The organism is Clavibacter sp. CT19, assembly GCF_027858075.1.
Taxonomy (GTDB): Bacteria; Actinomycetota; Actinomycetes; order Actinomycetales; family Microbacteriaceae; genus Clavibacter; species Clavibacter tessellarius_A.
Genome location: NZ_JAQHYR010000009.1, coordinates 174,554 through 200,828 on the forward strand (window position 1 = coordinate 174,554; position 26,275 = coordinate 200,828).

At 73.9% G+C, this 26,275-nt stretch carries 26 protein-coding genes; all 26 read right to left on the reverse strand.

Annotated features, from left to right (window positions below; all coding sequences use genetic code 11):
* Positions 1 to 33: 33 nt before the first annotated feature.
* The gene (gene metK / locus PED38_RS12420; protein WP_270981513.1) at positions 34 to 1,245 is read right to left on the reverse strand and encodes a methionine adenosyltransferase; all 1,212 of its coding nucleotides are present in this window, start codon (positions 1,243 to 1,245) and stop codon (positions 34 to 36) included.
* 51 nt (positions 1,246 to 1,296) lie between these two features.
* Entirely contained in the window at positions 1,297 to 2,514 is a 1,218-nt protein-coding gene (gene coaBC, locus PED38_RS12425) for a bifunctional phosphopantothenoylcysteine decarboxylase/phosphopantothenate--cysteine ligase CoaBC (protein WP_270981515.1), read from the reverse strand.
* Positions 2,515 to 2,592: 78 nt separating this feature from the next.
* Entirely contained in the window at positions 2,593 to 2,862 is a 270-nt protein-coding gene (rpoZ, locus tag PED38_RS12430) for a DNA-directed RNA polymerase subunit omega (RefSeq protein ID WP_012038467.1), read from the reverse strand.
* Positions 2,863 to 2,910: 48 nt separating this feature from the next.
* Positions 2,911 to 3,819 carry a guanylate kinase gene (gmk, locus tag PED38_RS12435; protein WP_063071759.1) on the reverse strand — a complete coding sequence of 303 codons (909 nt, stop codon included), beginning with the start codon at positions 3,817 to 3,819 and terminating at the stop codon, positions 2,911 to 2,913.
* Positions 3,816 to 4,712 (reverse strand): orotidine-5'-phosphate decarboxylase, encoded by an 897-nt coding sequence (gene pyrF, locus PED38_RS12440; protein ID WP_270981517.1) that lies wholly within the window; start codon positions 4,710 to 4,712, stop codon positions 3,816 to 3,818. The genes gmk and pyrF overlap by 4 nt, the downstream gene beginning before the upstream one ends.
* Positions 4,709 to 7,999, reverse strand: coding sequence for a carbamoyl-phosphate synthase large subunit (gene carB / locus PED38_RS12445; protein WP_270981518.1), 3,291 nt, complete (start codon positions 7,997 to 7,999; stop codon positions 4,709 to 4,711). The genes pyrF and carB overlap by 4 nt, the downstream gene beginning before the upstream one ends.
* Entirely contained in the window at positions 7,999 to 9,168 is a 1,170-nt protein-coding gene (gene carA, locus PED38_RS12450) for a glutamine-hydrolyzing carbamoyl-phosphate synthase small subunit (RefSeq protein ID WP_063071935.1), read from the reverse strand. The genes carB and carA overlap by 1 nt, the downstream gene beginning before the upstream one ends.
* Before the next feature lie 5 nt (positions 9,169 to 9,173).
* Complete coding sequence (locus PED38_RS12455) at positions 9,174 to 9,701, reverse strand: PH-like domain-containing protein (protein ID WP_063071757.1); 528 nt, start codon at positions 9,699 to 9,701, stop codon at positions 9,174 to 9,176.
* Positions 9,698 to 11,089, reverse strand: a complete 1,392-nt coding sequence (locus PED38_RS12460; protein ID WP_270981544.1) for a dihydroorotase — start codon at positions 11,087 to 11,089, stop codon at positions 9,698 to 9,700. Before PED38_RS12460 ends, PED38_RS12455 begins: the two co-directional genes overlap by 4 nt.
* 26 nt (positions 11,090 to 11,115) lie before the next feature.
* Positions 11,116 to 12,072 carry an aspartate carbamoyltransferase catalytic subunit gene (locus PED38_RS12465; protein ID WP_270981520.1) on the reverse strand — a complete coding sequence of 319 codons (957 nt, stop codon included), beginning with the start codon at positions 12,070 to 12,072 and terminating at the stop codon, positions 11,116 to 11,118.
* Positions 12,069 to 12,647, reverse strand: a complete 579-nt coding sequence (pyrR, locus tag PED38_RS12470) for a bifunctional pyr operon transcriptional regulator/uracil phosphoribosyltransferase PyrR (protein WP_270981522.1) — start codon at positions 12,645 to 12,647, stop codon at positions 12,069 to 12,071. The genes PED38_RS12465 and pyrR overlap by 4 nt, the downstream gene beginning before the upstream one ends.
* Before the next feature lie 101 nt (positions 12,648 to 12,748).
* Positions 12,749 to 13,189 carry a hypothetical protein gene (locus PED38_RS12475; RefSeq protein ID WP_270981523.1) on the reverse strand — a complete coding sequence of 147 codons (441 nt, stop codon included), beginning with the start codon at positions 13,187 to 13,189 and terminating at the stop codon, positions 12,749 to 12,751.
* Positions 13,186 to 13,527: a PadR family transcriptional regulator gene (locus tag PED38_RS12480; RefSeq protein ID WP_270981524.1), complete on the reverse strand. Its 342-nt coding sequence runs from the start codon at positions 13,525 to 13,527 to the stop codon at positions 13,186 to 13,188. Before PED38_RS12480 ends, PED38_RS12475 begins: the two co-directional genes overlap by 4 nt.
* Before the next feature lie 86 nt (positions 13,528 to 13,613).
* Entirely contained in the window at positions 13,614 to 15,662 is a 2,049-nt protein-coding gene (gene acs / locus PED38_RS12485; RefSeq protein ID WP_270981525.1) for an acetate--CoA ligase, read from the reverse strand.
* A gap of 71 nt (positions 15,663 to 15,733) precedes the next feature.
* Positions 15,734 to 16,582, reverse strand: a complete 849-nt coding sequence (locus tag PED38_RS12490) for an ABC transporter permease (RefSeq protein ID WP_270981526.1) — start codon at positions 16,580 to 16,582, stop codon at positions 15,734 to 15,736.
* Positions 16,579 to 17,622, reverse strand: a complete 1,044-nt coding sequence (locus PED38_RS12495; protein ID WP_270981528.1) for an aliphatic sulfonate ABC transporter substrate-binding protein — start codon at positions 17,620 to 17,622, stop codon at positions 16,579 to 16,581. The genes PED38_RS12490 and PED38_RS12495 overlap by 4 nt, the downstream gene beginning before the upstream one ends.
* A gap of 58 nt (positions 17,623 to 17,680) precedes the next feature.
* Entirely contained in the window at positions 17,681 to 18,556 is an 876-nt protein-coding gene (locus PED38_RS12500; RefSeq protein ID WP_063071751.1) for an ABC transporter ATP-binding protein, read from the reverse strand.
* A 112-nt stretch (positions 18,557 to 18,668) separates the two neighbouring features.
* Complete coding sequence (nusB, locus tag PED38_RS12505) at positions 18,669 to 19,082, reverse strand: transcription antitermination factor NusB (RefSeq protein WP_063071750.1); 414 nt, start codon at positions 19,080 to 19,082, stop codon at positions 18,669 to 18,671.
* Between the two features lie 4 nt (positions 19,083 to 19,086).
* Complete coding sequence (efp, locus tag PED38_RS12510) at positions 19,087 to 19,650, reverse strand: elongation factor P (protein WP_270981530.1); 564 nt, start codon at positions 19,648 to 19,650, stop codon at positions 19,087 to 19,089.
* A gap of 112 nt (positions 19,651 to 19,762) precedes the next feature.
* Positions 19,763 to 20,203, reverse strand: coding sequence for a type II 3-dehydroquinate dehydratase (locus PED38_RS12515; RefSeq protein WP_063071748.1), 441 nt, complete (start codon positions 20,201 to 20,203; stop codon positions 19,763 to 19,765).
* Between the two features lie 61 nt (positions 20,204 to 20,264).
* Positions 20,265 to 21,047, reverse strand: coding sequence for an SDR family oxidoreductase (locus PED38_RS12520; RefSeq protein WP_063071747.1), 783 nt, complete (start codon positions 21,045 to 21,047; stop codon positions 20,265 to 20,267).
* Entirely contained in the window at positions 21,044 to 22,189 is a 1,146-nt protein-coding gene (gene aroB, locus PED38_RS12525) for a 3-dehydroquinate synthase (protein ID WP_270981531.1), read from the reverse strand. The genes PED38_RS12520 and aroB overlap by 4 nt, the downstream gene beginning before the upstream one ends.
* The gene (locus tag PED38_RS12530) at positions 22,186 to 22,677 is read right to left on the reverse strand and encodes a shikimate kinase (RefSeq protein WP_063071746.1); all 492 of its coding nucleotides are present in this window, start codon (positions 22,675 to 22,677) and stop codon (positions 22,186 to 22,188) included. Before PED38_RS12530 ends, aroB begins: the two co-directional genes overlap by 4 nt.
* A 2-nt stretch (positions 22,678 to 22,679) precedes the next feature.
* Positions 22,680 to 23,918: a chorismate synthase gene (aroC, locus tag PED38_RS12535; protein ID WP_270981532.1), complete on the reverse strand. Its 1,239-nt coding sequence runs from the start codon at positions 23,916 to 23,918 to the stop codon at positions 22,680 to 22,682.
* A 51-nt stretch (positions 23,919 to 23,969) separates the two neighbouring features.
* Positions 23,970 to 24,860, reverse strand: coding sequence for a shikimate dehydrogenase (locus PED38_RS12540; protein WP_270981534.1), 891 nt, complete (start codon positions 24,858 to 24,860; stop codon positions 23,970 to 23,972).
* Positions 24,853 to 25,878 (reverse strand): endolytic transglycosylase MltG, encoded by a 1,026-nt coding sequence (mltG, locus tag PED38_RS12545; RefSeq protein WP_270981536.1) that lies wholly within the window; start codon positions 25,876 to 25,878, stop codon positions 24,853 to 24,855. The genes PED38_RS12540 and mltG overlap by 8 nt, the downstream gene beginning before the upstream one ends.
* Positions 25,879 to 26,275: the final 397 nt, after the last annotated feature.

The following is a 26,275-nucleotide window of genomic DNA, read 5'->3' on the forward strand; positions in this document are numbered from 1 at the left end:
CCGGTCACGGGGCGACCCGCGCGGCTGGTCGCGTCAGAGCCCCGCGGCGCTCTGCAGGTCGGCGACACGGTCGAGCGCCTCCCAGGTGAAGTCCGGCAGCTCGCGCCCGAAGTGCCCGTAGGCGGCGGTCTGCGCGTAGATGGGGCGGAGCAGGTCCAGCTGCTCGACGATGGCAGCGGGACGCAGGTCGAAGGTCTCGCGGATGGCGCGCACGATGCGCTCCTCGGGCACGTGCGCCGTGCCGAACGTCTCGACGTAGAGCCCCACGGGCGCGGCCTTGCCGATCGCGTACGCGACCTGCACCTCGAGCCGGTCGGCGAGGCCCGCGGCGACCGCGTTCTTCGCCACCCAGCGCATGGCGTACGCGGCGCTGCGGTCGACCTTCGACGGGTCCTTGCCGCTGAACGCGCCGCCGCCGTGCCGGCTGAAGCCGCCGTACGTGTCGACGATGATCTTGCGGCCGGTGAGCCCGGCGTCGCCCTTCGGCCCGCCGATCTCGAACTTGCCGGTGGGGTTGATGAGCATCGTCGCCTCGCGCGAGTCGAGCTCGATGCCGATCTCCGCCGCCTGCGCGAGCACCGGGCGGATGACGTGCTCCTCGACCTCGCGGCGGAGGTCGTCCTGGGAGACCTGCGGCCCGTGCTGCGTGGAGAGCACGACCGTGTCGACCGTGCGCGGCACGAGCCCGTCGTAGCCGATGGTGACCTGCGTCTTGCCGTCCGGCCGGAGGTACGACAGCTCGCCCGAGTGGCGGACGGCTGCGAGGCGCTCGGCGAGCCGGTGCGCGAGGTAGATGGGGAGCGGCAGGAACACGGGGGTGTCGCGCGACGCGTAGCCGAACATGAGGCCCTGGTCGCCCGCGCCCTGGAGGTCGCGCGCGTCGGTGGACGCAGTCCCCGACCGCGACTCGTACGAGCGGTCGACGCCCTGCGCGATGTCGGGCGACTGCGCGCCGATGGAGACCGTGACGCCGCAGTTGCTGCCGTCGAACCCGACCTCGGACGAGTCGTAGCCGATGTCCCGGATGCGGTCGCGGACGATCTGCGGGATGTCCACGTAGCCGGACGTGGTGACCTCGCCGGCGACGTGCACGAGGCCCGTGGTGACGAGCGTCTCGACGGCGGCGCGGCTCGACGGGTCCTGCGCCAGGAGCGCGTCGAGGATGCTGTCCGAGATCTGGTCGCAGATCTTGTCGGGGTGGCCCTCGGTGACGGACTCGGAGGTGAACAGGCGCAGGTCGGTCACAGAGGCCTCCAGGGGATCGCGTGGCGCCCGCCCATCGCTGCCGCGGAGTCGTTACCGCGGAGTCGGCAGACCCACTACGTCGAGAATTCGATGGGCCACCTGCTCCTTGGAGCCGGAGGCCTCGGCCAGTGTATCGCCGGACCTCCCGAGCACCGTGATCGCGTTGCCCTCTGTGGCGAACCCCTCGGACCACCCCACCCTGTTGAGGACGAGCAGGTCACAGCCCTTCCGGGCGAGCTTCGCGCGGCCGATGCGCACCAGCTCCGCCGGGTCCTCCTCGGTCTCCGCCGCGAAGCCGACGACCACGCGACGCGAGCCGTCCGCGCGCGGCACGGCGGCGTCCGCCGCGAGCCGCTGGAGCACGTCCGGGTTCCGCACGAGCTCGACGGAGAGCGACTCCCCCGCCTCGTCCTTCTTGATCTTGCCCTCCGACACCCGGACGGGCCGGTAGTCGGCGACGGCCGCGGCCATGATGACGACGTCGGCGTCGTCCGCCTCGCGGACCATGGCGTGGGACAGCTCGAGCGCGGTCGACACGGGCACGACGCGGACGCCGGCGGGCGCTGTCACCTCGAGGTGCGCGGCGACGAGCACGACGTCGGCGCCGCGGTCGCGCGCGGCCGTCGCGAGGGCGACGCCCTGGCGGCCGGACGAGCGGTTGCCGAGGAAGCGCACGGGGTCCAGCGGCTCGCGCGTGCCGCCAGCCGAGACGAGGACGCGGCGGCCCTCGAGGTCGCGTCCGCCCGGGCGGACGGCGGCGAGGGCCGCGGCGATGACGTCCTCCACCTCGGCCATGCGGCCGGGCCCGGAGTCGGTGCCGGTGAGCCGGCCCGAGGTGGGGCCGACGAGGGTCGCGCCGCGGGAGCGCAGGAGGGCCGCGTTGGCCTGGGTGGCCGGGTGCTGCCACATCTCGGTGTGCATCGCGGGCGCGACGACGAGGGGCGCGCGGCTGGCGAGGATCGTGGTGCCGAGCAGGTCGTCCGAGAGGCCGAGGGCCATGGACGCGAGCGTGTGCGCGGTGGCCGGGGCGACGACGATGAGGTCGGCCTTCTGGCCGAGCGCCACGTGGCGGACCTCGGAGACCCCGTCGTAGAGGTCGCTCGTGACGGGGTTGCGGCTCACGGCCTCGAGCGTGGGCTTCCCGACGAAGCGGAGCGCGGCCTCGGTGGGCACGACGTGCACGTCGTGGCCGAGGAGCACGAGGCCCCGGACCACGCCGACGGCCTTGTACGCCGCGATGCCGCCCGTGATGCCCACGACGACCATCACGCGGCGGCGCTCCGGGGCTCGGGGGCCGGGAGGGCGTGCGGGGTGCGGTCGGCGCGGGGCATCCGGGACGGCGGGCGGCTAGGAGGCCGCGGGCTCCACGATGGGCGTGGCGACGAGCTTGTCCTCGTTGATCTCGTGCATGGCGACCGAGAGGGGCTTGTCGTCGATGGTGGAGTCGACGAGCGGTCCGACGTTGTCGAACAGGCTGCCCTCGTGCAGGTCGGCGTAGTAGTCGTTGATCTGGCGGGCCCGCTTGGAGGCGAAGATCACGAGCGCGTACTTCGAGTCGACCTTCGAGAGGAGCTCGTCGATGGGCGGGTCGATGATGCCCTGGGTCTTGTCAACCATGGATGTGCCGCTTCCTCATTGCATGGAAGAAGGCCGCACGGGTCCGTGTCATGGACCGACGGCCTTCCTGGATTTCATCAAGTCTACGACCTCGCGCGCCGCCTCCGCGACATCGCGGTTGACGACGAGGTGGTCGAACTCGTCCTGGGCGGCCAGCTCGACCTTCGCGGTGTCGAGCCGACGCTGCTGCTCCTCGGGCCCCTCGGTGCCGCGGCCGACCAGTCGGCGCACCAGCTCCTCCCAGGTGGGCGGCAGCAGGAACACCAGCCTGGCCTCCGGCATGGCGGCCTTCACCTGGCGGGCGCCCTGGATGTCGATCTCCAGCAGCACGCTCCGGCCCTCGGCCAGCGCCACGTCGATGGGCGCGCGCGGCGTGCCGTAGCGGTGCGCGTTGTGCACGGTGGCCCACTCGAGGAGCTCGCCGTGCTCGACCATGCGGTCGAACTCCGCGTCGGACACGAAGTAGTAGTTGACGCCCTCGACCTCGCCGGGACGCGGCGCGCGCGTGGTGGCGGAGACGGAGAGGAGCACGTCGGGCTCGTTCTCGCGGATGAAGGTGGATACGGTGCCCTTGCCGACGGCCGTGGGGCCGGCGAGCACGACGAGGCGGCTCGGCTCCACGATCTGCTTCGCGGCCTGCCACTCCTCGAGGAAGCGCGTGAGGCGCACGCGCTGGTGCACGCCGAGGCCGCCGAGGCGCTTGGCCGTGGAGATGCCGAGCTCGCCAAGGATCCGCTCGAGCTTGGTGGGGCCGATGTTCGGGATGCTCGTGAGGAACTCGGTGACGCGGAGGGTGGCCTCGGCGCGGCGGGCGGGATCCGCGGACGCGTCGAGCACGCCGAGCGGGGTGCGCTCCCCCGTGACGATGTCGTGCTTCACCTCGGCGCGGGCCCGGCGCGCGGCGACCGCGGCCTGGGAGGCGGCGACGCGGTCGACCTCGGGTGGTTCGGGCCTCATGGGAGCGCCTCTCTGAGTCGTGCGGCGTGATCGGTGACGGCCTCCGCGACACGCCGTGGCCCTGCCGCGAGGATACTCCGCGAGGCGCTCGCGACCACAACGCCGGCGGCCGGGCCGAACAGCTTCCGGACATCGGCGAGCAGCGCGCCCTGGTGGCCGAAGCCGGGCGCGAGGATCGGCGTGCGGGTGAGGCGCGCCAGGTCGAGGCCGGCGTCGGCCGCGTCGACGGTCGCGCCGATGACGAGGCCGAACGCGCCGGGCTCGGCCGCGGGATCGTCGAGCGACCCGTTGGCGGCGACGGCGGCGTCCTGGATCGCGCGGGCGACCGTGCGGTGGGCGGACGCGGATCCGCCGCCGGGGAGCAGCGCGCGCTGGAGCCCGCGCGCCTCGGGGTTCGAGGTGGCGGCGAGGACGAAGACGCCCGCGCCCCACACGTCGGCAGCGGTGCGCACGCCGTCGAGGGATCCGACGCCCGTGTAGGCCGTGAGGGTCACGGCGTCGGCGCGCAGCGGGCTGTCGGGCGCGAGCCACGCGGCGCCGTACGCGTCGACCGTGGAGCCGATGTCGCCGCGCTTGGCATCCGCGATCACCAGGAGGCCGGCGTCACGGGCGGCCGCGAGCACGCGCTCGAGGGCGGCGTACCCGGCGGATCCGTGGCGCTCGAAGAACGCCACCTGCGGCTTGACGATCCCCGCGCGCCCGGCCGTCGCGTCGACCACGCGCAGGCCGAACTCCTCGAGGCCGCGTGCGTCGTCGGCGAGGCCCCACGCGTCGAGCAGCGACCGGTGCGGGTCGATGCCCACGCAGAGCTGCCCGTGCTCGCGGAACGCCCGCGCGAGGCGCGCGCCGAACGGCGGGACGGCCGGAGCCGCCCCGCCGTCGGCGGTCGTCACCTGCGGGCCTCGCGGGCGATCGCGTAGTCCTGCAGGCTCGTGACGTCGAACCCGGCGCGGATGGCGTCGAACGACGCGACCGCGGCCGTGAGCTGCGCGATGGTCGTGAACAGCGGCTTGTCCGCCGCCACGGCCGCGGCGCGGATCTCGTAGCCGTCCGCGCGGGCGGTGCGGCCCGACGGGGTGTTGATGACGACGTCGACCTCGTCGCGGTTGATGAGGTCCACGATCGACGGCGAGTCCCCCGCGGCCGGCGTCTCGCTGTACTTGCGGACGACGCGCGCCTGGATCCCGTTGCGGCTGAGGATCTCCGCCGTGCCCTCGGTGGCGAGCACCTCGAAGCCCAGCTGCTGGAGGCGCAGCACCGGCAGCACGATCGAGCGCTTGTCGCGGTCGGCGACCGAGACGAACACCGTGCCCGAGAGCGGGAGGCCGCCGAACGCCGCCTCCTGGCTCTTGGCGAACGCGCGGGGGAAGTCGCGGTCGATGCCCATGACCTCGCCCGTGGAGCGCATCTCCGGGCCGAGCACGGAGTCGACGATGAGGCCGTCCTTCGTGCGGAACCGCTTGAAGGGCAGCACGGCCTCCTTCACGGCGACGGGCGAGTCCATCGGGACGTCGGATCCGTCGCGCTCGGGCAGCAGCCCGGAGGCCTTGAGCTCGGCGATGGAGGTGCCGACCATGACGAGCGACGCCGCCTTCGCGAGCGGGATGCCGAGCGCCTTGGAGACGAAGGGCACCGTGCGGCTGGCGCGCGGGTTCGCCTCGAGGACGTAGAGCACGCCCGCGCCGATCGCGAACTGCACGTTGAGGAGGCCGCGCACGCCCACGCCCTCGGCGATGGCGCGCGTGGCGTCGACGACCTGCTGGATCTGGCCGCGGCCGAGGGTCACGGGCGGGAGGGTGCAGCTCGAGTCGCCCGAGTGGATCCCGGCCTCCTCGATGTGCTCCATGACGCCGCCGACGTACAGCTCGGTGCCGTCGTAGATGGCGTCGATGTCGATCTCGATGGCGTCGTCGAGGAACCGGTCGATGAGGAGGGGCTTGCCCTCGCCGATGATCCCCTGGTCGGCCATGCGCAGGAAGTAGTCGTGCAGCGTGGCGGTGTCGAAGACGATCTCCATGCCGCGGCCGCCGAGCACGTAGCTCGGGCGGACGAGCACGGGGTAGCCGATCTCCTCCGCGACGACCACGGCCTCGTCGATCGCGGTGGCCGTGCCGTTGCGCGGCGCCACGAGGCCCGCGGCGTCGAGGATGCCGGAGAACAGGCCGCGCTCCTCCGCCAGGTCGATGGCCGACGGGCTCGTGCCGAGGATCGGGACGCCCGCGGCCTCGAGGCCCTTCGCGAGCCCGAGCGCGGTCTGGCCGCCGAGCTGCACGACGACGCCGACGAGCTCGCCGGCCTGCTGCTCCGCGTGCACGATCTCGAGCACGTCCTCGAGCGTGAGCGGCTCGAAGTAGAGCCGGTCGCTCGTGTCGTAGTCGGTGGAGACCGTCTCCGGGTTGCAGTTGATCATGATCGTCTCGAACCCGGCGTCGGACAGCGCGAAGGACGCGTGCACGCACGAGTAGTCGAACTCGATGCCCTGGCCGATGCGGTTCGGGCCCGAGCCCAGGATGATCACCTTGCGGCGGTCGGACGCCACGATCTCGGTCTCGGAGTCGTAGCTGGAGTAGTGGTACGGCGTGAGCGCGGGGAACTCGCCCGCGCACGTGTCGACCGTCTTGAACACGGGCCGGATGTCGGCCGCGTGGCGCGCGTCGCGCACCTCCTGCTCGCTCAACCCGCGGATCTCGGCGATCTGCGCGTCCGAGAAGCCGTGGTCCTTGGCCTCGCGGAGCGTCTCCGCATCGAGCGACCCCGCGTCGCGCACGGCGTCCGCGACCTCGTTGATGAGCACGATCTGGTCGATGAACCAGGGGTCGATCTTCGTGGCGTCGAAGACCTGCTCCGCCGTGGCGCCCGCGCGGAGGGCCTGCTGCACCGTGACGATGCGGCCGTCGGTGGGCGTGCGGCTCACCTCGAGCAGCTCGTCGACCGAGCGGGTCTCGGGGCCCCAGTGGAACGAGGATCCGCGCTTCTCGAGCGAGCGCAGCGCCTTCTGCAGCGCGGTCGAGTAGTTGCGGCCGATGGCCATGGCCTCGCCGACCGACTTCATGGTGGTGGTGAGCTCGGCGTCGGCGGCCGGGAACTTCTCGAACGCGAACCGCGGCACCTTCACGACCACGTAGTCGAGCGTGGGCTCGAAGCTCGCGGGCGTGACCTTGGTGATGTCGTTGGGGATCTCGTCGAGCCGGTAGCCGATGGCGAGCTTCGCGGCGATCTTCGCGATGGGGAAGCCCGTCGCCTTCGACGCGAGCGCGCTCGAGCGGGAGACGCGCGGGTTCATCTCGATGACGATGAGGCGGCCGTCCGCGGGATCGACCGCGAACTGGATGTTGCAGCCGCCGGTGTCGACGCCCACGCGGCGGATGATGTCGATGCCGATGTCGCGCATGTGCTGGTACTCGCGGTCGGTGAGCGTGAGGGCGGGCGCGACCGTGATGGAGTCGCCCGTGTGCACGCCGACCGGGTCGACGTTCTCGATGGAGCAGACGACGACCGTGTTGTCGGCCGTGTCGCGCATGAGCTCCAGCTCGTACTCCTTCCAGCCGAGGATCGACTCCTCGAGGAGCACCTCGGTGGTGGGGCTCGACTGCAGTCCGTCGGCGACCATGCGCTCGAGCTCCTGGCGCGTGTGCGCGAAGCCGGAGCCGAGGCCGCCCATGGTGAAGGACGGGCGGATCACGAGCGGGTAGCCGAGGTCCTCGGCGAACTCCACGGCCTGCTCGAGCGTCTTCGCGACGTGCGAGCGGGCGACGTCGGCGCCGGACTCGATCACGAGGTCCTTGAAGAGCTGGCGGTCCTCGCCCTTCTGGATGGCCTCGACCTTCGCGCCGATGAGCTCCACGCCGTGCTTGGCGAGGATGCCGAGCTCGTCGAGGCGGATGGCCGCGTTGAGCGCGGTCTGGCCGCCGAGGGTGGGGAGCACCGCGTCCGGCTTCTCCTTGATGATGATCTTCTCGAGCACCTCGCTCGTGATCGGCTCGATGTAGGTCGCGTCGGCGAAGCCCGGGTCGGTCATGATCGTGGCGGGGTTCGAGTTCACGAGGATGACGCGCACGCCCTCCTCGCGGAGCACGCGGCAGGCCTGCGTGCCCGAGTAGTCGAACTCGGCGGCCTGGCCGATGACGATCGGCCCGGAGCCGATGACGAGGACGCTGTTGATGTCGTCGCGCTTGGGCATTACACGGTCTCCTGGGGGGTCGCGGCGGATGCGGGGGCGTCGCCCGCGGCGTGGATCAGCTCGATGAACCGGTCGAAGAGGTACGACGAGTCGTGCGGGCCTGCGGCCGCCTCCGGGTGGTACTGCACCGAGAAGGCGGGGATGTCGAGGCAGTTGAGCCCCTCGACCACCTGGTCGTTGAGCGAGACGTGGCTGACCTCGGCGCGGCCGAAGCCGGCCGGGCTCTCGACGGGGCCGTCGAGCGGCGCCGAGACCGCGAAGCCGTGGTTCTGGCTCGTGATCTCGACGCGGCCGGTGCGGCGGTCGAGCACGGGCTGGTTGATCCCGCGGTGCCCGAACGGCAGCTTGTAGGTGTCGAAGCCGAGGGCGCGGCCGAGGAGCTGGTTGCCGAAGCAGATCCCGAAGAACGGGATGCCCTTGCGCAGCACGTCCTGCAGCAGCTCCACGTGGTACTGCGACGCCTCGGGGTCGCCGGGGCCGTTCGAGTAGAAGACCGCGGTGGGGGCGAGCTCGGCGAGCTGCTCGGTGGTGATGCTCTGCGGCACCACGTGCACGTCGAGCCCGCGGGCGGCGAGGTGCTTCACCGTCGCGGTCTTGATGCCGAGGTCGAGCACGGCGACGGAGCCGATGCGCTCGCCCACGGCGGGGATCGTGTACGTCTCCTGCGTGGATACCTCGGCGGAGAGGTTGCGGCCCGCCATGTCGGGCGCCTGCCGCACCTGCGCGAGCTGCTCCTCGTCGCCGAGCGCGAAGGCCTCGCCGGAGAAGACGCCGGCGCGCATGGCGCCCTCGTCGCGGATCCGGCGGGTGACGGCGCGCGTGTCGATGCCGGAGATGCCGACGACGCCCTGGGCGACGAGGTCGTCCTCCAGGGTGCGCTGCCCGCGGAAGTTCGAGACCACGCGGGAGGGGTCGCGGACGACGTAGCCGGCGACCCAGATGCGGCGGGACTCCATGTCGTCGTCGTTCATGCCGGTGTTGCCGATGTGCGGCGCGGTCTGGAGCACGATCTGGCCCGCGTAGGACGGGTCGGTGATCGTCTCCTGGTAGCCGGTCATGCCGGTCGCGAAGACGGCCTCGCCGAGCGTGGTGCCACGGGCGCCGTACGCGCGTCCGACGTACCTCCGTCCGTCCTCGAGTACCAGGACCGCCGGTTCGTGTCGGGCCATGTCGGTCACTTCCCTTCGTTGTCGTCGTCGTGCGCGGGGCGGGGGATGCGGTGGAGGGCGTCGACGAGCGCGGTCTTCTCGCGCGGGTCGATCACCCGGAGGTACGTGTCGACCTCGACGCCGGCGGCCTCGTCGAGGAGCCAGGTGACGGCCACGAGGCCGCCCTCCTCCACGACGCGGTCGATCGCGTAGGTCGCGAGGCCGGATCCGGTGATCCGGTCGGCCGGCACGAGCACCGGGCGCTCGCCGTCGATCGCGAGCACCAGGCCGGCCGGGTGGATCCGGGCGGCCGCGCGTCCCCGGAACCCGAGGGGCGCGACCGTGAGCCGGTCGAGCGGCTGGCCGGCCGTGGTCGTGGCGACGTAGAGCACGTCGACCTCGAGGTCGGGCGCACCGAGGTCCTCGGGCGGCCGCGGCGGCTCGGGCAGGGCGCGCTGGCGACGGCGGCGCGCGCGCCAGCCGAGCACCATGAGCGCGAGCAGCAGGAGGAGGAGCGCGATCACGGTGAGCGCGGGTCCGGTGCGGTCGCTCATGCGCGTCCCGCCGCGGCGTCGGCCGCCGCCTCGCGCGCGTCGGCGTCGGCCCGGTCGCGGAGGACCGCGGCGCGCGCGACGGTATCGCGGTCGACGAGGGCGCCGTCGAGCACCGTCGGGTAGCCGCGGTGGAACGTGGCGACCACGCGACCCGGCAGCGTCATCTCGAGGTACGGCGAGTTGCCGCTCAGGCCGCCGAGGTCGTCGCGCCCGAAGACGCGCGAGGCCGCGGGGTCGTACAGCGTGATGTCCGCCGGGGCACCCGCCTCGAGGACGTGCCCGTGCTCGGCGAGGCGGCCGATGCGCGCGGGCGCGTGCGACATGACCCGGGCGACGCCCTGCCAGTCGAGGAGCCCGGTGTCGACCATCGCGAGCTGGACCACCGAGAGCGCCGACTCGAGGCCGACCATGCCGAACGCGGCCGCGTCCCACTCGCAGTCCTTGGCCTCGGTCGGGTGCGGCGCGTGGTCGGTCGCGACGACGTCGATCGTGCCGTCGGCGAGCGCCTGGCGGAGCGCCTCGACGTCCGCGCGGCGGCGGAGCGGCGGGTTCACCTTGTAGCGCGCGTCGTAGCCGGCGACCAGGTCCTCGGTGAGGAGCAGGTGGTGCGGCGTGACCTCGGCGGTGACGTCGACCCCGCGGGCCTTGGCCCAGCGGATCACGTCGACCGAGCCCGCGGTGGAGACGTGGCAGACGTGCAGGCGGGATCCCACGTGCTCGGCGAGCAGCACGTCGCGCGCGATGATCGACTCCTCCGCGACCGCGGGCCAGCCCGTGATGCCGAGCTCGCCCGACAGCTCGCCCTCGTTCATGGTCGCGCCCTCGGTGAGGCGCGGGTCCTGCGCGTGCTGCGCGATGACCCCGTCGAAGGCCTTCACGTACTCGAGCGCGCGGCGCATGAGGAGCGGGTCGGAGACGCACTTGCCGTCGTCGGAGAAGACGCGGACGGCGGCGCGGCTGGACGCCATGGCGCCGATCTCCGCCATCGACTCCCCCGCGAGCCCGACCGACACGGCGCCGATGGGGCGGACGGTGGCGTAGCCGGCCGCGTCGCCGAGGGCCTTGACCTGCTCGACCACGCCCGCCGTGTCCTGCACGGGCATCGTGTTCGCCATCGCGAAGACCGCGGTGAAGCCGCCGAGGGCCGCGGCGCGCGATCCCGTGAGCACGGTCTCGCTCTGCTCGTAGCCGGGTTCGCGCAGGTGCACGTGGAGGTCGACGAGGCCGGGCAGCGCGACCAGGCCGTCCGCGTCGAGGACACGCGCGCCCGCGGGGGCGTCGAGGTCGGCGCCGATCGCCCGGATGCGCCCGTCGGCGACGAGGATGTCGGCGCGCTCGCCGGAGGGCAGGGTGGCGCCGCGGATCAGGTGCGTGTCGTCCAGGGTCATCGTGTCCTGGGTCATCTCGTTCTGGGTCATCGGTCGGCCTTCCCGTCGCCGGACAGCAGGAGGTAGAGGACGGCCATGCGCACCGAGACGCCGTTGGCGACCTGCTCGCGCACCGTGGACCTCTCCGAGTCGGCGGCGGCGGCGGATATCTCGAGCCCGCGGTTCATGGGCCCCGGGTGCATGACGATCGTATCGGGCCCGAGGAGCGCGAGCCGCGCGTCGTCGAGGCCCCAGATGCGCGCGTACTCGCGCGGGTTCGGGAAGAAGGCGGCGCGCATGCGCTCGGCCTGGATCCGCAGCATCATCACCGCGTCGGGCCTGCCCTCCCGCAGCGCCGCGTCGAGGTCGTAGCGCACGGTGACGGGCCAGGATCCGACGCCCACCGGCACGAGCGTGGGCGGCGCGACGAGCGTGACCTCCGCGCCGAGCGTCGTGAGCAGCCACGCGTTCGAGCGGGCGACGCGGCTGTGGAGCACGTCGCCGACGATGACGACGCGCGTGCCGTCGAGGCCCTTCCCGCGCGCGGCGGATCCGTGCAGCCGGCGGCGGATCGTGAACGCGTCGAGCAGCGCCTGCGTGGGGTGCTCGTGCGTGCCGTCGCCCGCGTTGACGATGCCTGCGTCGATCCAACCGCTGCCAGCGAGGGTGTGCGGTGCGCCCGAGGACGGGTGGCGGACGACCACGCCGTCGGCGCCCATCGCCTGCAGCGTCTGCGCGGTGTCCTTGAGGCTCTCGCCCTTCGAGACGCTCGACCCCTTGGCGCTGAAGTTGATGACGTCGGCCGAGAGGCGCTTGGCGGCCGCCTCGAACGAGATGCGCGTGCGGGTCGAGTCCTCGAAGAACAGGTTGACGACCGTGCGTCCGCGGAGCGCGGGCGTCTTCTTGATCTCGCGGGTGCCGACGTCGGCCATGTCCTCGGCGACGTCGAGGATGTGGACCGCCTCGTCGCGGGACAGGTCGCGGGTGGAGAGCAGGTGCCTCATGATCGGGCCTCGCCCTCGGTCGCGGCGGGTGCGTCGTCGGGACCGGCGATCGTGACGGCGTCCTCGCCGTCGATCTCGTCGAGCCGCACGAAGATGCGCTCGGCCAGGCTCGATGGCAGGTTCTTGCCCACGAAGTCGGCTCGGATGGGGAGCTCGCGGTGCCCGCGGTCGACGAGCGCGGCGAGGCGCACGGCCGTGGGGCGGCCGAGGTCGCCGATGGCGTCGAGGGCGGCGCGCACCGTGCGGCCGGAGAAGAGCACGTCGTCCACCAGCACGACCGTGCGGCCGTCGACGCCGCCGGGCGGCAGGAGCGTGGGGGCGGGTGCCCGGGTCGGGTTCCGCTGCAGGTCGTCGCGGTACATGGTGACGTCGAGCGAGCCCACCAGGTCGGCGGGGGCGTCGGGCTCGAGACGGGCGATGATCCGGCCGATGCGCTCGGCGAGGACGGTGCCGCGGGTCGGGATGCCGAGGAGCAGCAGGCCGGCGGGGCCGCGGTTCGACTCGAGGATCTCGTGGGCGATGCGCGTGAGCGCACGGGTGATGTCAGAGGGCTGCAGCACGACGCGCTGAGGCAATCCGACCTCCTTCCCCGCCTCTCGGGACGGATGTTAAAGGTGGTCTGTTCCGCCGGTCACTCTAGCGGGTGTCGGCCGGGCGCCGTGTCGGCGCCACCCCGTCACCCGCGCGAGCGCCCCTCCCCGGCGTGGATGCGCGGGCCGCGCATCCGCCGTGCGGAAACGACGCTCACGACGACGAGGACGCCGACGATGCCGAGGCCACCCACGAGCACGGCGACGATCGGCGGGATCCCGCCGACCACCGGTTCGCCACGCACCAGCCCGGCGATCCCGAGCGCGAGGGCGACCCCGAGCAGGGCGCCGGCGAGCGCCAGGAGGGCGAGCCGGACCACCCGGAGCGCCGGGGCCGGGCGGTCGACGGTGGCGGCGACGCTCGCGGCGTAGGCCCGCGCGGGGCCGAACGCCTCTACGGGATCCTCCCCCGTGTCGGCGACGTGGCTCTCCACCTGCGCGACGGCGTCGCCGATGGCGGCGCCGGGCACGTCGCGCATGCGGAGCGCGAGGGCGAGCTGCTGGGTGTACTCGGTCGTGGTGGTCATGCGGGGTCCCTCCGGGGTGCGAGCAGTGCGGTCGTGCGCTCCGCGAACAGCAGCCATCGGCGGCGCTGCTCGTCCAGGCGGGCGCGGCCGACCGGGGTGGCCGAGTAGTACTTCCGGCCCGGGCCCCCGTCCCCCTGGCGCCACTCGGACGCCAGCGCCCCCGCCTGCTCGAGGCGGGCGAGGATCGGGTACAGGGTGCCGCCCTTGACGGTGCCGATGCCCGCCTCCTCGAGGCGGGCGGCGATGAGGTAGCCGTAGGTCTCCCCCTCGGCGACGACGGCGAGCGCCATCATCTCGAGGGGACCCCGGAGCCACTCGCCCGGCCAGTTCGCGTCCATAGGTAGATGGTATGCCTGAGTAGATGGCCGCACAAACTACTACCGCCCGAGCGGGCTGGCCCGGTCGACCCGGCCGCGTCCTCCGCTCAGCCCGCGGAGGCGTCCAGCACCGCGCGGATCCGGCCCAGCACGGCGGCGTCCTGCAGGCTCGTCGCATCGCCGAGGGTCCGGCCCTCCACGATGTCGGCGAGGAGGCGGCGCATGATCTTGCCGGAGCGCGTCTTCGGCACGTCCGGCACGACGACGACGCGGCGGGGCTTGGCGACCGGGCCGATCGCACGGGCCACGTGCGCGGTGAGGAGCGGCTCCAGCTCCGCGGCGAGCGCGTGCCAGCCCGCCGCGTCGTCGTCCGCCGGGCGGTCGTCGCCGGGCGGCACGACGAACGCGACGACGCGCTGCCCCGTGAGCTCGTCGGCGACTCCCGTGACCCCGGCCTCCCCCACGCGCGGGTGCGCGACGAGCGCCGACTCGATCTCGATGGTGGAGAGCCGGTGGCCGGACACGTTGACGACCTCGTCGATCCGGCCCTGCAGGGCGATGTCGCCGTCGGCGTCCCGGCGCGCGCCGTCGCCCGCGAGGAACCAGCCCCGCTCGGCGAATCGCTCCCAGTAGGCGCGGCGGTAGCGGTCCGGGTCGCCCCACACGGTGCGGGCCATGCCGGGCCACGGGCGCTGGATCACGAGGAGGCCGCCCTCGCCGTCCGCGGCGGGCTCGCCGTCATCGTCGACCACGTCCACCCGGAACCCGGGCAGGGCGCGGCCGGCGGCGCCGGGCTTGAGGGTCGCGACGCCGGGCAGCGGCGCGATGACCGCCGCTCCTGTCTCGGACTGCCACCACGTGTCGACGACGGGCGCCCGCCCGCCGCCGATCTCCCGGTGGAACCAGCGCCACGCGGCGGGGTTGATCGCCTCCCCCACGGATCCCAGCAGCCGGATGCTCGAGAGGTCGTGCGCCTCCCGCACGCCGTCGGGGTGCCAGCTCATGAGCGAGCGGATGAGCGTGGGCGCCGTGTAGTACGTCGTCACCCCGTACCGCTCGATGATCTCGAGGTGCCGCCCGCGGTGGGGCGTGTCGGGCGTGCCCTCGTAGATCACCTGGGTCAGGCCGTTGGAGAGCGGGCCGTAGATCTCGTAGGTGTGCGCGGTGACCCAGGCGAGGTCGGCGGTGCACCAGTGCACGTCGTCGGGCTTCGCGTCGAAGTGCGCCCAGTGCGCCCAGGACGCGTGGGTCAGGTACCCGCCGGAGGTGTGCACGAGGCCCTTGGGGCGTCCCGTCGTGCCGGACGTGTAGATGATGAAGAGCGGGTGCTCGGCGTCGAAGGCCCGCGGCTCGTGGACCGGCGACGCGGATCCGACGGCGTCGTGCCACCACACGTCGCGTCCCGGGGTCCAGGGCACGTCCTGCCCGGTGCGGCGGACGACGAGCACGTGCTCGATCGACGCGATGCCCGCGACGGCCTCGTCGGCCTGCGGCTTCGTCTCGACGGCGGTGCCGCGGCGGTTCTGCCCGTCGCTCGTGATGAGCAGCTTCGCGCCCGTGTCCTCCACCCGGAAGCGCAGCGCCTCCGCGGAGAAGCCGCCGAACACCAGCGAGTGCACGGCGCCGATGCGGGCGACCGCCAGCGTCGCCACGATCGTCTCGACCAGCACGGGCAGGTAGATCACCACGCGGTCACCTGGCCCCACGCCGAGGTCCGTGAGCGCGTTGGCGGCGCGGGACACCTCGTCCTGGAGGTCGCGGTACGTGACCGCGCGCCGGTCCCCCGGCTCGCCCTCGAAGTGCAGCGCGACCTTCTCCCCGCGCCCCGCGGCGACGTGCCGGTCGACGCAGTTCGCCGCGACGTTGAGGCAGCCGCCCGCGAACCACGTGGCCGCGGGCACCTGCGGGGTGCCGTCGGCGGCGACCGGCGGGATCCACGTGTGCGCGGTCTCCCACGGCGTCTCCCAGTCGAGGCGGCGGGCGGCCTCCTCCCAGAAGGCGACCGGATCCGCGTCGGCTCGCGCGAACGCCTCCGCCTTGACGTTCGCCGCCGCCGCGAGATGCGCCGGCGGCGGGAAGAGCGCCTGCCCGACGGTCGCGTCGGCGTCCTCATCGGGGGCGGCGGTCTCGGCCTGCTCGGTGCGCGGGGAGGTCATGCGCCGACGCTACGTGCGGCGCCGCCTCGATCCGGAACCGGGATGTCACGCGACGACACGGAAGCCCGGCGTCAGCCCCAGCGGCGCACGAGGACGCGCTCGACGAGGCCCACCACGGCGTCGGTGACGGCGCCGAGCACGGCGAGCAGCACGATCGCGAGCAGCACCCGGTCGACCCGCCCGTTCGCCGACGACTCCGTGAGCAGGAAGCCGAGCCCCATCGAGGCGGCGAGCAGCTCCGCGGCCACGAGGAACAGCCACGACTGCGCGAGCGCGAGCCGGAGCCCGGAGACGACCGCCGGCAGCGCGGCGGGGAGCTGCACGGTCACCAGCAGCGGGATCCGCGTCAGCCCGAACGCGCGCCCCGCCTCCACGAGGTGCGGGTCCACGTGCCGGAGCGCCCCCGCGACGGTCGTGTACACGGGGAACATCGCGCCGATGGCCACGAGGGTGACCTTGGAGTCCTCGTTGATCCCCATCCAGAGGAGGAGCAGCGGCACCCACGCGAGCGACGGCACCGTGCGGAAGGCGCCCGCGGTGGGCGCGAGGAGGAGCCGGCCCACGCGCGACAGGCCGACCACCGCGCCGAGCACGAGGCCCACGGTCGCGCCGAGCGCGAAGCCGAGCAGCACGCGCTGCAGGGAGATGGCGACGTACGGGCCGAGGATCCCCTGCTCGGCGAGCTGGACGCCCGCGCGCACCACGTCGAGCGGCGCGGGTAGCAGGTGGGCGGGCACGGCACCCGTCGCGGTGACGACGGCCCACAGCCCGACGACGACGGCCGGCACCACCAGGCCGACGGCCGTGCGAGTCAGCGCGGCGCGGGCGGAGCGGGCGCCGTCCCGCCGGCGGTCGTCCGGGCGGGCGTCGCGCGTCGCACCGGCGTCGCGGGCGACGGGCGTCCGGTCGACGGCGGTCATCCGGCGGTCCCGGGAGCGGCTGCGGGATCCGCGGCCTCGGCGAACCGCGGCTCGAACAGCTCGTCGAGCGCGTCGTCGACCTTCCCCTGGTCGGTCACGTCGCCCGAGTCCACGAGGATCGGGCCGACGCGCTCGAGGACGGTGCGCTGCGCGTCGCCGGGCACCGGATCCACGGCCAGGTTCGTGCGGTCGATCACGGAGGTGGCGACCCCGGGGTCGATCGCCGCGGCCCGCGCGAGGATCGCCGCCGTCTCGTCCGGGTGCGCGACGGCCCACGCGCGCGCCTGCTCGTACGCGTCGACGACGGCTTGCGCGAGATCGGGCGACGCGTCGAGGAACGACTGCGTCGCGTTCAGGAACCCGTAGGTCGCGAAGTCGACGTTCCGGTACAGCAGCGTGGATCCCGCCTGCGCCTCGCTCGCGGCCATCAGCGGGTCGAGCCCGGCCCACGCGTCGACCGCGCCGTTCTCGAGCGCCGCGCGGCCGTCGGCGTGCTGGAGGTTCTGGATGGTGACGTCGGAGGCGGGGATGCCCGCCTGATCCAGCGTCTGCAGGAGGAAGAAGTACGGGTCGGTGCCCTTCGTGGCGGCGATGTCGGCGCCGCGGAGCTCGTCGACGCTCGTGATGGGCGAGCCCTTCGGCACGACGATCGCCGTCCACTCGGGCTGGGAGTACACGTCGATGGTGCGGATGGGCGAGCCGTTGGCGCGGGCGAGCAGCGCGGCGGAGCCCGCGGTGGAGCCCACGTCGACGGCGCCCGCCCGCAGCAGCTCGTTGGCCTTGTTCGAGCCCGCGGACTGCACCCAGTCGACCTTGACGTCGGATCCGAGGCGCGACTCGAGGAGGCCCTGGTCCTTCACGATGAGGCTGAGCGGGTTGTAGGTCGCCCAGTCGACCGTGAGCGTGTCGGCGCTCCAGCCGCCCGCGGCGGCCGGGGCGGGAGCGACGGAGGAGCCCTCGCCCGCGGCGCAGCCGGCGAGGAGCAGGACGGCGGCGGTCGCGAGCGCGAGGGCGGATCGGCGGGGCAGGAGTCGGGTCACGGGGTCCTCGGTGCGGTGTCGGGTGCGGTGGTCGAGCGGGGCCGGCGGATGGGGCGGATCAGCCGCCGCGGTGGCCCGGCACGCCGAGCCCCTCGAGCAGCTCCGCGCGGAGGGCCGCGAGGGTGGCGTCGCCGCGGTCGCGCGGGCGGGCGCCCGGCACGTCGAGCACGCGGCGCACGGTCGCGCCCGGCGCGGCGCCGGGCGCGGGATCGGGCCCCAGCAGCACCACGCGGTCGGCGAGGTGCAGCGCCTCGTCCACGTCGTGGGTGACGAGCAGGACGGTCGTGGGGATCGCGGCGTGCACGTCGAGGAGGAGGTCCTGCATCCGCAGCCGGGTGAGGGCGTCGAGCGCGCCGAACGGCTCGTCGAGCACGAGCACGCGGGGTCGGCGGGCGAGCGCGCGGGCGAGCGACGCGCGCTGGGCCATGCCGCCGGAGACCTGGCGCGGACGGAGGTCGGCCGCCTCGGCGAGGCCCGTGAGCTCCAGCAGGTCGCGCACCCGGGCGTCGCCCTCGGCGCGCGGCACGTCGCGCGGGAGGCCGAGCCGCACGTTGGCGCGGAGCGTGCGCCAGGGCAGCAGCCGGGGCTCCTGGAACGCGGCCGCCGAGCGCTGGTCGACGTCGCGCACGGGCGTCCCGTCGATGCGGAGGGACCCCGCGTCGGGCCGGTCGAGCCCGCTCACCTGGCGGAGGAGCGTCGACTTGCCGCAGCCGGAGGGCCCGAGGACCGCGACGACGTCGCCGGCCGCGAGGTCGAGGTCGACGTCGCGCAGCACGACGCGCGTGCTCCGTCCGCCGTCGACCGGGAACGACCGGCCTACCCCGCGGAGCTCGACGGCGCCGGCCGAGCCGGGTTCGGGATCCGCGCCGGCGTCGGCGCGGGCGCGGGCGGGCGTCGCGGGAGCGCGGTGCGAGGCGGTGGCGGTGGCGGGCATGACCCGACGCTAGGTCGGCGCGTGCCGACCCGCCTCGTCCCCCGTCACACGCCGTCGCGAGGCGACACGCGGCGTAACGGAGGTGGCGAGAACGGGCCCGACGTGCCGGGGATCAGGCCTGCGCGGCCGCGATCCGGGCGAGCATGCCGTTCACGAACGACGCCGACTCGTCCGTCGAGAGCGACGACGCGAGGTCGACGCTCTCCGAGATCGCGACGCCGTTCGGCACGTCCGCGTTGAAGAGGATCTCCCAGATGCCGATGCGCAGGATCGCGCGGTCCACGGCGGGCATGCGGGCGAGGGTCCAGTTCACCGAGTACGTCTCGATGAGCTCGTCGATCTCGTCCTGGTGCGCGACGAACCCCTCGGCGATCTCGCGGGCGTACTGCCACGAGGCCTGCCGGTCGGGCTCGGCCGCGGCGCGCTGCTGCTCGACCGCGAGGGTGGCGGGGATGCTCTCCCCGCGGATGTCGGCGACGTAGAGGACATCGAGGGCGCGCTTGCGCGCCTTGGTGCGTGCGCTCACGGGGTCAGTCGGTGACGCGGCCGAGGTAGTCGCCCGTGCGGGTGTCGACCTTGACGCGCGTGCCCTGCTCGAGGAAGAGCGGGACCTGGATCTGGTGCCCGGTCTCGACCGTCGCGGGCTTGGTGCCGCCCGTCGAGCGGTCGCCCTGCAGGCCCGGCTCCGTGTACGTGATGGTGAGCACGACCGACGCGGGCAGCTCGACGTAGAGCCCCTCGCCGTTGTGCAGCGCCACGGTCACGTCCTGGTTCTCCAGCATGAAGTTCTTCGCGTCGCCGACCTGCGCCGCGGACAGCGTGATCTGGTCGTAGTCGCTCGTGTCCATGAACACGAAGTTCTCGCCGTCGGCGTAGAGGTACTGGAAGTCGCGGCGGTCGACCGTCTCGGTCTCGATCTTCGCGCCCGCGTTGAACGTGCGGTCGACGACCTTGCCGGTCATCACGTTCTTGACCTTGGTGCGCACGAAGGCGCCGCCCTTGCCCGGCTTCACGTGCTGGAACTCGATGACGGTCCACAGCTGGCCGTTCATGTTGAGGACGATGCCGTTCTTGATGTCAGCGGTAGAGGCCATGCGGGGAGGGTCCTTGCCTGTTCGACGAGCGGGATGCGGCGTGCGAGCGGCCGCGCGGAGGATCCGTCATCCGCGGCCCGACGGGGCGCATGCGGGGATCCGAGGGATCAGCCTAACGGGTGGCGGTCACGACGTGCGCGAGGGCGAGGAGGTAGGAGCCCTGCCCGAGACCCGCGATGACGCCCGTCGCGACGGGCGAGATGACGCTGGTGTGCCGGAACTCCTCGCGCGCATGCGGGTTCGAGAGGTGCACCTCCAGCAGGAGGATCCCCGCCTTCGTGACGAGCGCGGCGGCGTCGCGGAGCGCGTACGAGTAGTGCGTGAACGCGGCGGGGTTCAGGATCACGGGGCTCGCGGTGTCGACGGCCTCGTGCAGCCAGCCGATGAGGGTCGCCTCGTCGTCGGTCTGGCGGAGGTCGATCTCCACGTCGGCGGGCGCGAAGGCGACGAGCTCGCGCCGCAGGTCCTCCAGCGATCCGGTGCCGTAGACGTCGGGCTCGCGGCTGCCGAGCCGTCCGAGGTTGGGGCCGTTGAGGACGAGCACGCGTGACATGCGCCCAGCCTAGGGCGCGGGTCGGGTGGGATCGGCCGGCCGGTGCGCGCGGGGCGCATGCTCAGCCGACGCTCTGGCCGCCGTCGGAGCGGATGCGCTGGCCGTTGATCCAGCCGCCCTCGGCCGACACGAGGAAGCACACGAGCGCCGCGGCGTCGCGGGGCTCGGCCAGCCGGCCGCGCGGCGTCGTCTCGCGGAGGCTCTCGCGGATCTCGTCCGTGAACCAGCCCGTGTCCGTCGGACCGGGGTCCACGAGGTTCGCGGTGATGCGCACGTCCTCGAGCTCGCGCGCCGCCGCGATGACGATGCGGTCGAGCGCGGCCTTGCTCGCGCCGTACGCGACCTCCCCCACGACGGCGTCGGAGGTGAGCGCCACGATGCGGCCGGCGCCGGGGACGGCCCGGTACCGGCGCGCGAACCCCTGGATCAGCTGCAGCGATGCCCGCACGTTCACCGCGAGGTGGCGCTCGAGGCTCTCGACGCTCGTGTCGAGCAGCGCGCTGTCGACGGACTCCGCGTGGCTCAGCACGAGCGACGTGATGGGCCCGAGCTCCCGCTCGACCTCGCCGAGGATCCGCTCGGCCGCGTCCACGTCCACGAGGTCGGCCTCGACGGCGTGGGCCCGGCCGCCCGCGCGCTCGACGGCCTCCGCGACGCGCGCGGGGTCCTCGGGCCGGCGGCCCCACGGCATCCGCGCGTCGTAGTCGGACCAGTAGGTGAAGGCGACGTCCCAGCCGCCGAGGGCCAGGTCCTCCGCGATCGCCGCGCCGATGCCGGACACACGGCCGACGCCCGTGACGAGGGCGACGGGCCGGGGCGCGTCCGGATGCGCGGGGTCGGTCACGACCCGATCTCCTGGTACGCCGCGAACAGCAGCGCCTCCTCGGGTCCGTTGAGCACGCTCGCGCGGCCGACGCCGTCGAGCACGATGAAGCGCATCATGTCGCCGCGCGCCTTCTTGTCGCGCTTCATGCTCGCGACGAGCGTGGGCCAGCGGCCGACGGGGTAGCTCGTGGGCAGGTCGAGCGAGTCGAGGATCCGGCGGTGCCGGTCGACCGCCTCGTCGGAGAGCGAGCGGGTGAGGCGCGACAGCTCGGCGGCGAAGACCATGCCCACCGCGACGGCCGCGCCGTGCCGCCAGCGGTACCGCTCGGCGTGCTCGATGGCGTGGCCGAGCGTGTGCCCGTAGTTGAGGATCTCGCGGCGGCCCTTCTCGGTGAAGTCCTCCCCCACGACCTCCGCCTTCATGGCGATGGCGAGCTCGACGACGCGGCGGAACTCCGGTGCCGTGGGATCGGTGACGCGCGCCACGTCCCGCTCGATGATGTCCAGGATCTCGGGCACGGCGATGAACCCGGCCTTCACGATCTCCGCGAAGCCCGTGACGAGCTCGTTGCGCGGCAGCGTCGCCAGCAGGTCGAGGTCGACGACCACCGCGGTCGGCGCGTAGAAGGCGCCGACGAGGTTCTTGCCCTCGGAGGTGTTGATGCCCGTCTTGCCGCCCACGGCCGCGTCGACCATGGCGAGCACGGTCGTCGGGATCTGGATGAGCATCACGCCGCGCAGCCACGTGGCCGCGACGAAGCCGCCGAGGTCGGTCGTGGCACCGCCGCCGAGCGTGATGACGGCGTCCGAACGCGTGAAGTCGGTGGTGCCCATGATCTTCCAGCAGAACGCCGCGACCTCGACGCGCTTGGCGCCCTCGGCGTCCGGCACCTCGGCGAGGTACACCTCGACGTCGCCCTGCAGGCGCTCCCGGAGCCGCGACGCCTCCTCGGCGAGGGCCGGCGCGTGCACGATGAGCACCTTGCGGACGCGCGGGCCGAGCAGCGCGCCGACGCCCGGGATCAGGCCGCGGCCGACGGTGACGTCGTAGCCGGGCGTGCCGGAGACGCGGATGACGGTGGGCGCGTCGGGCTCGACGGCGGCGGTCTCGTGCGCGGCGGCGCCGGTGGGGGCGGTGTCGGTGGGGTGTGGGTCGGTCATGGCTGCCTCTCCCGGGCGAAGCGCTCGATCTCGCGGGCGATGCGCGCGAGCGGGCGGTCGGAGGTGTCGATGGTCAGGTCGGCGAGCGAGCGGTAGAGCTCCTCGCGGTCGGCGACGATGCGGCGCCAGCTCTCGACGCCGTCCACGAGGGGGCGGTCGTCGCCGCGGATGCGGGCGCGGACGGCGTGCTCGCTCACGGTGAGGAGCACGACGTCGCACGCCGCGAGGTCGGCGCGGGTCGCCGGATCGAGCACGGCTCCCCCGCCGAGCGAGACGACGCCGCCGGCCGCGAGGGCGCGTGCGACCTCCTCGCGCTCGAGCTCGCGGAAGCGCGGCTCGCCGTGCTCGCGGAAGATGTCGGCGATGGACCCGTGCGCGTCCACGAGGGCGCGGTCGGTGTCCGTGAACGGCACGCCCATCGCGCGCGCGACCCGGCGGCCCACCGTGGTCTTGCCCGCGCCGGGCGCGCCGATCAGGACGACCGGCACGCTCAGGCCTCGGGCGGGGCGGGCGGGGCGGCGTCGGCCTCGTCGACGAGGTCGGCGCCGGAGCGGCGGCCCTCGGGGATCGCGTCGAGGTAGCCGCGCAGGTTCCGCCGCGTCTCGCCGACGGAGTCGCCGCCGAACTTCTCGAGCACGGCGTTCGCGAGCGTGAGGGCGACCATCGCCTCGGCGACGACGCCGGACGCGGGGACCGCGCACACGTCGGAGCGCTGGTGGTTCGCGGGCGCGGCGCCGCCCGTCGCGGTGTCGACGGTGCGGAGCGCGCGCGGCACGGTCGCGATGGGCTTCATGCCGGCGCGGACGCGGAGGACCGTGCCCGTCGACATGCCGCCCTCGGTGCCGCCGGCGCGGTCGGTGGACCGGCCGATGCCGGCGGCAGTGGAGAACAGCTCGTCGTGCGCCTCGGATCCGCGCCGCGTGGTGGTGAGGAAGCCGTCGCCGACCTCCACGCCCTTGATGGCCTGGATGCCCATGAGCGCGCCCGCGAGCTGCGAGTCGAGCCGGCGGTCCCAGTGCACGTGCGAGCCGAGGCCCGGCGGCAGGTCGTACGCGAGGACCTCGACGACGCCGCCGACCGTGTCGCCGCTCGCCTTCGTGTCGTCGACCTCGGCGACCATGCGGGCGCTCGTCTCGGGGTGGAAGCAGCGCAGCGGATCCGCGTCGAGCGCGTCGACGTCGGCGGGCGTCGGCAGCGGCGCGCCCTCGGGCACGCGCACGGGGCCGATCGCGAGGGTGTGGCTGACGAGGGTGATGCCGAGCTCGGCGAGGAACGCGCGGGCCACGGCGCCGAGGGCGACGCGCGCGGCCGTCTCGCGGGCGCTCGCGCGCTCGAGCACGGGACGCGCCTCGTCGAAGTCGTACTTCTGCATGCCCACGAGGTCGGCGTGGCCCGGGCGGGGGCGCGTGAGGGCCGCGGCGCGCGCGCCCTGCAGCTTCTCGGGATGCACCGGCTCCGGGCTCATGACGTCGACCCATTTGGGCCACTCCGTGTTGCCGATGCGCACCGCGATGGGGCTGCCGAGCGTCCGCCCGTGCACGACGCCGGTCGAGAGGTGCAGCTCGTCCTGCTCGAACGCCATGCGCGCGCCACGGCCGTAGCCGAGCTTGCGACGGGCGAGGTCGGCGCGGATGCCGTCGAGGCTGACGGGCACGCCCGCGGGCAGGCCCTCCAGGACGGCGATGAGTTCGGGGCCGTGGGATTCCCCGGCGGTGAGCCAACGCAGCATGGCCCCATCCTCCCACAGCGGTCGGCGGCGCTCCCCCGGATCGGGGCGGCGTCAGGCGCCGGTCCAGGGCCTCCGCGGATCCCGGCCGACGCTCGCGAGCATCGCCTCCAGCACGCGCGGCTCGTCCGGCAGCGCGAGCCCGGCGTCGCCGTGGACGAACAGCCGCACCTGCCCGAGCGCCTGGTGCACGAGCATGTCGATCCCCGGCACCACGCGTCCCCCCGCCCGCTCCCACCCGGAGGCGATGCCGGTCGGCCACGGCGCGTAGGTGACGTCGAGGAGCACGGCCGCGTCGGGCAGGCGGTCCGGGAGGGGGACGGCCGCGGCGGCGTCGCCCGGAAGGGTGCAGACGGTCGTGTCGGCGTCGCGCAGCGCGGCCGGCGCGTCGTCGAGGGACGCCGCCTCCAGCGTGATCCCGAGCTCGTCCGCGAGGGGCACGAGCTCCCGCACCTGCTCCGGCCGCCGAGCGGCCACGATCACGTGGCGCGCGCCCATGCGGCCGAGCGCGACGACGGCGGAGCGCGCCGTGGATCCGGCGCCCAGCACGACCGCGCGCCGCGACCGCTCGACACCCGCCGCCGCCAGCGCGCGGACGATGCCCGCGACGTCCGTGTTCGCGCCGCGCCGCCGGATCCCGCCCGCTCCGTCGCGCTCGAGGAGCAGCGTGTTCGCGGCGCCCGCGAGGCGGGTCGTCTCGTCCACGGCGTCGAGGAGCGGCAGCACGTCGCGCTTCAGCGGCATCGTGAGCGACAGGCCGCGCCAGCCGTCGCAGAGCCCGGCGACGAACGCCGGGAGCCCCGCGCCGGTGCACTCCGCGGCCTCGTAGGACCAATCGAGCCCGAGGACCCCGTACGCCGCGCGGTGCAGGCGCGGCGAGAGCGAGTGCCCGATGGGGCTGCCGAGGACCGCCAGCCGCACGGCCGGCGTCCGCGGATCAGCCATTGCCCGGGTTGTCCTTCATGAACTGCTGCCACTGCGCGACGGCCTTGAGGTGCTCCTCGTACGTCTGGGAGAACACCGTGTCGCCCGTGATGGTGTTGACCGTGACGAAGTACAGCCACGGTCCCTGCTCGGGCGCGATCGCCGCCTTGATCGCGAGGTCGCCGGGGTTGGAGATGGGCCCGACGGGGAGCCCGGGGTGCAGGTAGGTGTTGTACGGGTTGTCGTCGGCGCGCTCGGCGTCGGTGGTCGTGACGCGGCCGACGGACTGCGCCCCGTACGCGACGGTGGCGTCCGACTGGAGCGCCATGCCGATCCCGATGCGGTTCTGGAAGACGCGGGACACCTTGTAGAAGTCGCCCTCGAAGCGCGCCTCCTTCTGGATCAGCGCGGCCAGCGTGAGCACCCGATGGCGGTCCGCGGGCGCGACCCCCGCCTTGTCGAGCGCCGCGAACGTCCGGGAGACCATGGCCTTCACCATGTCCGCCGCCGTCGTGCCGGGCGGGAAGTCGTAGGTGGCCGGGAAGAGGTAGCCCTCGATGCTCGGAGCCTCGGCCGGGATCCCCAGCGCCGCCCGGTCGGCGGCGGCCGCCTCCAGGTCGGCGACGGGCGTGCCCGTCCCCTCGGCGACGAGCTCGAACGCCTGCGCCGCGGTCTGCCCCTCGGGGATCGTGACCTTGGCCTGCACCTGGCTCGTCGGATCCTGCAGCATCTCGAGCGCGGAGGCCGCGCTCATCTGCTTCCGCAACGTGTACGTGCCGGGCTGGAACACGATCTCGCTGCCCGAGCGGACGACGGCCTGGTAGAAGGCCTTCGACGTCTTCACCACGCCCTGCGAGGCGAGCGTGTCCCCGATGGTGCTGCCGGTGTCGCCGGTCTTGACGACCACCTGCACCTCACCGGATCCGTCGCCGTCGTAGTCGGAGGGCTCGGCCTGGGTGAGCAGCGCCGAGACGACGGGGCCGAACAGCGAGGTCGCGATCACGGCGGCGCCGCCGAACAGCACGACCAGGAGGACCACGACGTAGGGCCACTTCGGGTGGCGCCGCTTCGGCTTCGGCGCGGACCGCGGTGCGGCCGGCGGACGGGGCGTGCGGCCGCCACGGCGGGAGGCGGGGTCGACCGGCGCGGGAGCCGGGCGCGGGACGCGGACGGGCGCGCCCGACGTGCCGCGGTCCGGTGCTGCCGCGGCTGCGGCGATGCCGGCGGCGGCCGCGGATGCGGAGGACGCGTCGGCGGGTGCCGCGGACGCCGACGCGGCGGCTGCCGCGGACGGGTCGGGGAACGGCCGGGCGTCGCCGCGACGCCCATGTGGATCGCCGCGGGCAGGAACGCGCGCACGGGCGAGTAGGCCGCGGAGGTGAGGCCGAGGGCGACGAGCGCGGGCGGCAGCGCGCGCGCGGGACGGAGGCGGGCCC

What these genes read in the sequence shown, in the direction of transcription:
- aroC (WP_270981532.1), bottom strand. Translation starts at nt 23,918, where the DNA reads ATGCTGCGTTGGCTCACCGCCGGGGAATCCCACGGCCCCGAACTCATC.
- PED38_RS12500 (WP_063071751.1), bottom strand. Translation starts at nt 18,556, where the DNA reads ATGCCCGCCACCGCCACCGCCTCGCACCGCGCTCCCGCGACGCCCGCC.
- PED38_RS12515 (WP_063071748.1), bottom strand. Translation starts at nt 20,203, where the DNA reads ATGTCACGCGTGCTCGTCCTCAACGGCCCCAACCTCGGACGGCTCGGC.
- PED38_RS12540 (WP_270981534.1), bottom strand. Translation starts at nt 24,860, where the DNA reads ATGGCTGATCCGCGGACGCCGGCCGTGCGGCTGGCGGTCCTCGGCAGC.
- acs (WP_270981525.1), bottom strand. Translation starts at nt 15,662, where the DNA reads ATGACCTCCCCGCGCACCGAGCAGGCCGAGACCGCCGCCCCCGATGAG.
- PED38_RS12460 (WP_270981544.1), bottom strand. Translation starts at nt 11,089, where the DNA reads ATGACCCTGGACGACACGCACCTGATCCGCGGCGCCACCCTGCCCTCC.
- carA (WP_063071935.1), bottom strand. Translation starts at nt 9,168, where the DNA reads ATGGCCCGACACGAACCGGCGGTCCTGGTACTCGAGGACGGACGGAGG.
- PED38_RS12455 (WP_063071757.1), bottom strand. Translation starts at nt 9,701, where the DNA reads ATGAGCGACCGCACCGGACCCGCGCTCACCGTGATCGCGCTCCTCCTC.
- gmk (WP_063071759.1), bottom strand. Translation starts at nt 3,819, where the DNA reads ATGAGGCCCGAACCACCCGAGGTCGACCGCGTCGCCGCCTCCCAGGCC.
- aroB (WP_270981531.1), bottom strand. Translation starts at nt 22,189, where the DNA reads ATGACCGACCCACACCCCACCGACACCGCCCCCACCGGCGCCGCCGCG.
- rpoZ (WP_012038467.1), bottom strand. Translation starts at nt 2,862, where the DNA reads ATGGTTGACAAGACCCAGGGCATCATCGACCCGCCCATCGACGAGCTC.
- PED38_RS12475 (WP_270981523.1), bottom strand. Translation starts at nt 13,189, where the DNA reads ATGACCACCACGACCGAGTACACCCAGCAGCTCGCCCTCGCGCTCCGC.
- PED38_RS12465 (WP_270981520.1), bottom strand. Translation starts at nt 12,072, where the DNA reads ATGAGGCACCTGCTCTCCACCCGCGACCTGTCCCGCGACGAGGCGGTC.
- carB (WP_270981518.1), bottom strand. Translation starts at nt 7,999, where the DNA reads ATGCCCAAGCGCGACGACATCAACAGCGTCCTCGTCATCGGCTCCGGG.
- efp (WP_270981530.1), bottom strand. Translation starts at nt 19,650, where the DNA reads ATGGCCTCTACCGCTGACATCAAGAACGGCATCGTCCTCAACATGAAC.
- PED38_RS12480 (WP_270981524.1), bottom strand. Translation starts at nt 13,527, where the DNA reads ATGGACGCGAACTGGCCGGGCGAGTGGCTCCGGGGTCCCCTCGAGATG.
- PED38_RS12490 (WP_270981526.1), bottom strand. Translation starts at nt 16,582, where the DNA reads ATGACCGCCGTCGACCGGACGCCCGTCGCCCGCGACGCCGGTGCGACG.